Here is a 7,021-nt window from a genome sequence, read left to right on the forward strand (position 1 = left end):
TTTTAGAACCCCATTTCAGTCAACCATTGCGCCAAATGGCTTTCCCTTGTTTTTAGATCCTGACGCTCTCTTGCATATTTTCCAATATTTCTGTCTGCAACAAGCTTACCGTCCATCATAAACAGTACACGTTCCGATCTGGCAGCGACTTTCACATCATGGGTCACCAGCAGAATGGTTGTACCTGTTGCATTAATATCGCCCAGAATATCCATGATTTCATACGTTGATTTGGAATTCAGCGCCCCCGTTGGTTCATCGCCGAATAAAATATCTGGATTATTGATCAGCGCACGGCAGATGGCAATCCGTTGAAGCTGTCCACCTGAGGCTTGGGTGATGTTATGCCCAGCAAGCTCATCAATCCCCATTTTTTTCATTAATGACATTGCCCGTGTATTAATCGTTTCTCTGCTGCTATTCTTGGCCAGATACGCGGAAAGTACGATATTGTCTAATAGATTCAGATTCTTGAGCAGATGAATATTTTGAAAGATGAATCCCATCTTGGTCAAACGTAGACTTGCCAGATCCCTCTCCTCAAATGCCGATATTTTTTTGCCATTAAAATAGACACTTCCAGCACTAATCTGATCCATACCACTTATGTTGTACAGTAAGGTAGACTTGCCTGAGCCAGATGGCCCCATGATGGAAACAAATTCTCCCTTTTTTAATTGAAGGTTGATATCTTTCAAGATGTTATGTTCTTCATTCTCGCCGATCGCTACGGATTTATTCACGTCTTTAGCCTCAAGTATAGTTGTCATCGTTGATCCTCCCTATTCGACAATCATTTTGGAGATGCTCGTTTCTTTGATCGATTGGATGCTTATCCATGCTGTTAGTACAATCGTGCCTGCAAGTAACAATGGACACAAAACATATGCCTGTAACGGGTTAACAACAAAAACAATATTGGAAGCACCAAACGTCGACATAATGGCACTAACCAACAACGGACCCAACGTATTGGACAATATCGTTCCAGTAACAACCCCTAAGATTAATATGACAAGTGACATCACGACATACTTGAACTTGATTTTAGACAAGGCAAACCCAAGACTTCTTAGTACAGCAATGTCGTTGTTGTCCTTGGCTACTAACATCTGAAGGAACAGTGCTGTAATTAAAATAGATATGAAGACACCGATGACCAAGGCCAGCATCGTCACCAATTTCAATTGTTGGATGGTTCCGCCTAACGTCTGATCCAGATAACCTTGAAGATCGGTTACTTTGGCCGGCGAGAAAGCCGCCTCATATTCAGCAATTTTGGTAGCCATGTCCCCGCGATTATTCAGATCCAAACTGACCACATACCACAACACACTATCCTTGTTGTAGGGCAATAAGGCCTTCGCCGTTTTCCCACCATTCGTAACGTCCTGGTATATCCCGCTGACTGTCATCATCTGGTCCTTGCCATTAACCAGCAAGGTAAGTTGCTCACCAGTCTTCAGGCGCAGCTCGCTACTGTTGGCATCAGATAACGCAATTTCATTCTCAGTTGTTGGCGCATTACCGCTAACATAAGACAATGGGAAAATACTGAAATCCCCAGTTTCTACACTCAGATTGTCGTAACTTCCTTCCGCATTTTTAATCTTGAACTGGCTTGTTACCAATGGGGAATATGTTTTGATGTCTTTATCATTTTGGATCTGGGCAACCAGATTGTCATAACGCTGCTCCACATCATCTGTGTGCCTCAAGTCAATGCGAATATCACTTTGTCCAACACCCATATAAGAAATAAAACTTGGCGCCTGCAAAGTGTTCAGGAAGTTGACCGGCACAATCATGATAAATGAACTGACTACAAAGACGAATAACAATAATCGGAACATCTTGATTCGCTGTATGACTTCCTTCAGACCAAGAAAGACAGGTACAGAAGACCAGCGATTGCGGGACAAACTAAGCCGGTTTCGAATGATCTGTGTATCTCCCAGGCTCCCGGTACGGAGAGCATCCACTGCGGAGATGGAACGAAAACGTCGCAGTACCGTTCGACAGAACAGAACAACCATGGCAAATATGATTCCAGCGGCTAATAACGGAATCGCGAAATGCAACAGGGTTGCAGGTGCTTTTCCCATATACAACATGATGTTGGAAACAAATAATCTGTTAACGCCAAGTGATGCAATGTAACCAAGTACGGATGCAAATCCGGCCATAAATACATACTTCATCAGATACAGTCTCTTAATATCCTTCTCTGCGATCCCAATCGCTTTCATGACACTAATCTCACGATAATCCTCTTCGATGGTCGCAAGCATCGTGAATCGGATGCAAAGCATCGCGATCAGAATCAGCACAAGACTGACCAAAATAATAACGGCTGCAATAACTCCGTCGGTCATGGCATTCAATACCTGGAACAGCCCATAGGTTACGACTGGACCCGCATTGGGAAGCCCTGCATTTTGGTAAGCCTGGGTAAATTCACTCGTCAGTCCGGGATCCGTCAACCGGAATTCAATGAGATACTCCATCTCTCCGATGCTCTGCTTCAGTTCCTGCAAATTCCCTGCACTCACGATAAAACGTTTGGAGTGCACAACCGATGGATTCATCTGAGCATCACGGACAAAATCAACGATGGTATAAGAACGCTCAAATTGACCATTATCGATCCGAACCTGGTCGCCCACGCTCAATTTTTTTTGCTGCATGTAATATACCGGAACCGCGATCTCGCCATCGTTAACCTGAATAATCTCACTGTCCAGATTCAACAAATAGTCGAAACCCTGATTCTGTGTAACAAAGTCAATGTCCATAACGCTGTTCTTTTCGGACTCTGCTCCGAGAAACAGATTAGAGCCGTCAATGTTGACCATTTCCACAATCTGATGCTGCTGGACCATGGCATTTTCTTCAGCCCATGTGTTCACTTTGGCCTGATCGAGTTCTCCGGCATGCATTTGCACAAAGTGTGGTGTTTTGGATTCAGAAAATAGATATTGGATGGAACTCGTCAGTTCCATAATCATTCGTGACCCCGAAGATACCAGCAAGGCGGCCAGCAGTACAAAAATAAATAACGCAGCCGTAATCCCTTTTTTTCTCGTTATATCGTTTCTCAGCATTCGTAGCAGCATAAACGAACATGGCTCCTCTCATCTACAAGTTGTTCCTATTTATCTGGAGTCATAAAGCTTGTCAGACAATGCGCCACCATTGAAGGTTGATGCATCATGAACATGTGAGCACCCTCTTTGATGGTTTGAAGCTTCATGGATGTGCGAAAATATCGGCCCCATCTCAACGCTGATTGAAGGGTAACCGTACGATCCAGTTCTCCCCACAGATACAATACCGGCAATGAGAGCGGCTCATATTCAAGCGTTGCTGCAGATTCCAGCATCCTGAAATCCGCACGGATGACGGGCAGAAAATAATTCAATAATTCTTTTTCATGTATCAGTTCTTGCGGAAGAGCTTCATAGGAAAACAGATGATCAATCAGATTTTCGTCTGACATCCGATCATAATTCTGCATCCCGCATTCGTCAGGCGTGTTGCAGGCAGATAACACAAGCCGTAGCGTTTTAGCTACATCTGGACGTTCCTGACATAAGCGCTGCGCAACGAAGTAGGCTGTAATCCCTCCCAGACTATGTCCAAATAACAGACTGCCAGGTTGTATAACATCCAGCAACTTGCTGGTATACAGTTCTACGAGTTGCTGCATATGCTCCAGGGGTGTTTCGGTGTTCAGACCATGACCCGGGGGCGTAAACGCCCAAATTTCCGTGTCAGGAAGGTACGGCACTAGGGGCTGAAAACTGTTGGAGTTGCCACCGAGATAAGGAAAACAGACCATTTGTCTGTCTCCCTTCCCCTTTTGTAGCTGCTCCAAATAGATCGGTTCCATCACTTATCCACCACCATAACCAGGCTTACTTTCTTTCCAGAACATATGCAGGGAATGTCTGAAGTGAAGTATCCACATTTTTACGCTTGAAGATGACATGAATGACAATAGCCGATATTGCAAAAAAGAAAAATTGCATAATTTGAACTTGCGGATTAAAGTAGTACAAATCAATTTGACTTCCTGTGGCTACAAGCCAGAATGCAAGCAGATAAAACAGAAGTGTACCTTTGGTTGCATTGAAGATATAACTTTGGAACACGATAAATGCCATAAGCTGAACAACGTAGTATATGTAAGTGGTTGAGGTGCCAAAAGAGGAAATCAAGTATCCCGGAAGCACCCATAATCCGAACAACAGGCCGGTAATCAGACCACTTGTTATATTATTTTTTAACTTCCCTTGCAAGAATGGAAGCAAAAATCCGATCCAGCCAAACAGCCCACCAATCAGCCCCGTCTCCTTGATCAGATTCACAATCCCCAACCAGATCATTTCAGGTACACTATATGTCAACTCAGGAACCGGTATGCCGAATAACAAGGAACCAAAGTGCATTGTTGATGCAAAGATGATGGAAATTCCGATAATTAGCGGTATCCAGAACAGGTCCTGTCTGCGCGGAACCAGCTTCATAAACATTCCTTTTAATGCTTCCGTTCCGCCCATCACATAACATGTAATTAATCCGGCAATGGAAGGTGAATACAGAGCAACGATCGCAAGTGGATGCATCAAGGTTAACTCACCTGTTATGGGTACAATAAAATCCGCAAAGAACATGAACAAACTTGCGATTCCATAACATGTGCCAAAGGAAATTCCCAAAAACAAATACATATATTTGTTGGACGGGCTGGTTGCCGGACTTGTGACTGGACGAATGGATGCCTGATTAGCTGTAATCATAGTGCCGCCTCCTTCTCAGTCAACTTTCTCTCAATAAGATCATGCAAACGGTTAATCGTGCAGAAATTAGCCAAATCCAGATCTTCATTTGCGATCTCAATCTGGAATTTACGCTCTACAAAGTCCACCAAACGCATCGCAAAGAGCGAATTGACGAACCGCTGCTCAAAATAATTGTCATTATCATTAATTTGAGTGTCCTCATGATCCATGGTGAGGTTGTTCCCGATAAACTCCCGAATTTCCTGACGATAATCCACTGCCCTTCCCCCTTGTTATTGATGTTGCCCCTCGGGCACTAAAACCTCAATGTAATCTGGAAACTCTACAGCCTGCTGCAAATCATGATAAAACAGTACTCTTCCTTCCTGATCTGCAGATTGCTGCTTGAAACCGGCAAAGCGATAGCTGATATTCATCATTCGGTTCCTTCCGGTATCCCTAAAGTCCGCAAGCATCTGTTTGCCCTGCTTCTGAGCTTCACGCATGATATACGTTAGCAGCACACTCCCTGCTCCCCTGGACATTACTCTGCAAGACATCAGAAGCATGTTTAGCCGCCATACTTTCTGCTGCATGTGAATTAGTGCAAGTCCAATTTTGCCATACGTTCCGTATTTGTCTTCGAGTTCACACACCAATAACATATGGTCCTGCGAGGTCATCAGTTGATGCAGCTCCTCGTAACTGTAGGTAATTCCCGTTGCATTTAGCTGATTGGTACGGACAGTAAGTTCCTCTGCACGTTGAAGATCATCCTCAGTAGCCTCGTAGATGGAAAATTTCATGCCGAGCGTAGCCAGAAATTGTTCTGAAGGTCCTTCATACTGTTCCTCAGCCTGTTTACGGAGCGTATCCGCCTGATACATCTGCCTTCTGCACGCAGAGTCGGCTGTAATGAATCGGGGCATCAGCCTTGGGTCATCAAGCATGGCTTCATATTGATCCGCATGAAGTACCTGGATATCAGCATGTACACTTTGCACTTCTTCCAGTTCAAAAGGTTGATCATCCACAAACAGAATGGCATCCATGCCGATATTAATGTTCTGCTGAATCCGCTGAACAGAGACGGACTTCGCATCCCAATGGATTTCGGGATACAGAAAATATTCGGCGATGCCCAGTTCGTTTAGTTTCGCCCAAGCCAGCTCTGCATCATTTTTACTGGCAACAGAATGCAAAATACCTCGCTGGTCCAGTTTTTCAATCACCTCCTTTAAGCCCGGCTTCAGTTGCACATCTGCAGATTCAAGCAAAACTCCATCCCATATGGTGTGGTCCAGATCCCAAACGATGCATTTGATATCCTTGAGCTTTTCCATGGTCATGCCACCCTTCATCTTAGTAGGCATAGAATCCTTGACCCGTCTTACGCCCCCACTGTCCTGCATCAACCATTTTCTGCAACATCGGACAGCATCGGAATTTAGGGTCCTGATAGCTGTCGTACAATACTTTCAATGAATGCACGACCGTATCCAGACCAATCAGATCCGCCGTCTCCAGCGGCCCCATCTGATAATTGAAGCCCTTCTTCATAATGGCGTCTACCTGCTCGGGTGTAGCGATCCCATCCTGCACAATGTACGCCGCTTCATTCATTAACAAGTGCGAGAGGCGATTAGAGACAAACCCAGGCAAATCCTCTATGACAACTGGACTTTTATCAAGAGTTTCCAAAAACGCTACCATCTCATGTTCCGTACCCTGCGTTGTATGATGTCCTTTGATCACCTCCACCATGGATTTAACAGGAACCGGATTCATCAGATGCACCCCAATGACTCGACCTGGGTCAGGCAAAAATGAAGCGAGCTTTGTCACGGAAATACAACTTGTATTTAGCGCAAATAAAGCATCCGGACGAGCCGTGTGGTATAGTCGTGCGTAAACTTCCTTTTTCAACTCCAGATTCTCAGTTACATTTTCAATAATGATACTTGCCTCTTCCACACCTTCATCTTGTGTCTGGAACGAAATTCGTTCCATGATCTGATCCAAGGGCACCTGACCGTACCCTTGCTTCAGGAAGCAAGCTGAACGATATTCACGACGTATAACATCAGGAGCGTGTTCGATGACCGATGCCGAAATATCCTGCAAAATCACACGATAACCAGCCCTCGCGACATCCAGTGCTGTGGCGCATCCCATCACCCCTGCGCCAATGATTGCAATGAGTCGATTATGCATACCTAATCACCTCCTTATTGAGC

At 44.7% G+C, this 7,021-nt stretch carries 7 protein-coding genes; all 7 read right to left on the reverse strand.

Going from position 1 to position 7,021, the window contains the following annotated elements; all coding sequences use genetic code 11:
* Window positions 1-2 precede the first annotated feature (2 nt).
* The 7 genes from F0220_RS21765 to F0220_RS21795 are packed head-to-tail and all read right to left on the reverse strand — an operon-like array spanning window position 3 to window position 6,998.
* Entirely contained in the window at window positions 3-770 is a 768-nt protein-coding gene (locus tag F0220_RS21765; protein ID WP_047843824.1) for an ABC transporter ATP-binding protein, read from the reverse strand.
* Between the two features lie 12 nt (window positions 771-782).
* On the reverse strand, window positions 783-3,104 hold the full coding sequence (locus F0220_RS21770) for an ABC transporter permease (protein ID WP_223199741.1): 2,322 nt from the start codon (window positions 3,102-3,104) through the stop codon (window positions 783-785).
* Window positions 3,105-3,151: 47 nt separating this feature from the next.
* Window positions 3,152-3,892 carry a thioesterase II family protein gene (locus tag F0220_RS21775; protein WP_105599779.1) on the reverse strand — a complete coding sequence of 247 codons (741 nt, stop codon included), beginning with the start codon at window positions 3,890-3,892 and terminating at the stop codon, window positions 3,152-3,154.
* Between the two features lie 25 nt (window positions 3,893-3,917).
* The gene (locus F0220_RS32590) at window positions 3,918-4,802 is read right to left on the reverse strand and encodes a hypothetical protein (RefSeq protein WP_179086485.1); all 885 of its coding nucleotides are present in this window, start codon (window positions 4,800-4,802) and stop codon (window positions 3,918-3,920) included.
* Entirely contained in the window at window positions 4,799-5,062 is a 264-nt protein-coding gene (locus tag F0220_RS21785) for an acyl carrier protein (protein WP_091013881.1), read from the reverse strand. The genes F0220_RS32590 and F0220_RS21785 overlap by 4 nt, the downstream gene beginning before the upstream one ends.
* 15 nt (window positions 5,063-5,077) lie before the next feature.
* The gene (locus F0220_RS21790) at window positions 5,078-6,157 is read right to left on the reverse strand and encodes an HAD-IIIC family phosphatase (protein WP_374954407.1); all 1,080 of its coding nucleotides are present in this window, start codon (window positions 6,155-6,157) and stop codon (window positions 5,078-5,080) included.
* Entirely contained in the window at window positions 6,147-6,998 is an 852-nt protein-coding gene (locus F0220_RS21795; RefSeq protein ID WP_091013879.1) for a 3-hydroxyacyl-CoA dehydrogenase family protein, read from the reverse strand. Before F0220_RS21795 ends, F0220_RS21790 begins: the two co-directional genes overlap by 11 nt.
* Between the last annotated feature and the right edge of the window lie 23 nt (window positions 6,999-7,021).

Source organism: Paenibacillus sp. 37 (assembly GCF_008386395.1).
Classification (GTDB): domain Bacteria; phylum Bacillota; class Bacilli; order Paenibacillales; family Paenibacillaceae; genus Paenibacillus; species Paenibacillus amylolyticus_B.

Excerpts from the sequence above, each read along its gene's own strand:
- F0220_RS21775 (WP_105599779.1), bottom strand. The coding sequence starts at position 3,892 with ATGGAACCGATCTATTTGGAGCAGCTACAAAAGGGGAAGGGAGACAGA.
- F0220_RS21795 (WP_091013879.1), bottom strand. The coding sequence starts at position 6,998 with ATGCATAATCGACTCATTGCAATCATTGGCGCAGGGGTGATGGGATGC.
- F0220_RS21790 (WP_374954407.1), bottom strand. The coding sequence starts at position 6,157 with ATGCCTACTAAGATGAAGGGTGGCATGACCATGGAAAAGCTCAAGGAT.
- F0220_RS21765 (WP_047843824.1), bottom strand. The coding sequence starts at position 770 with ATGACAACTATACTTGAGGCTAAAGACGTGAATAAATCCGTAGCGATC.
- F0220_RS21770 (WP_223199741.1), bottom strand. The coding sequence starts at position 3,104 with ATGCTGAGAAACGATATAACGAGAAAAAAAGGGATTACGGCTGCGTTA.
- F0220_RS32590 (WP_179086485.1), bottom strand. The coding sequence starts at position 4,802 with ATGATTACAGCTAATCAGGCATCCATTCGTCCAGTCACAAGTCCGGCA.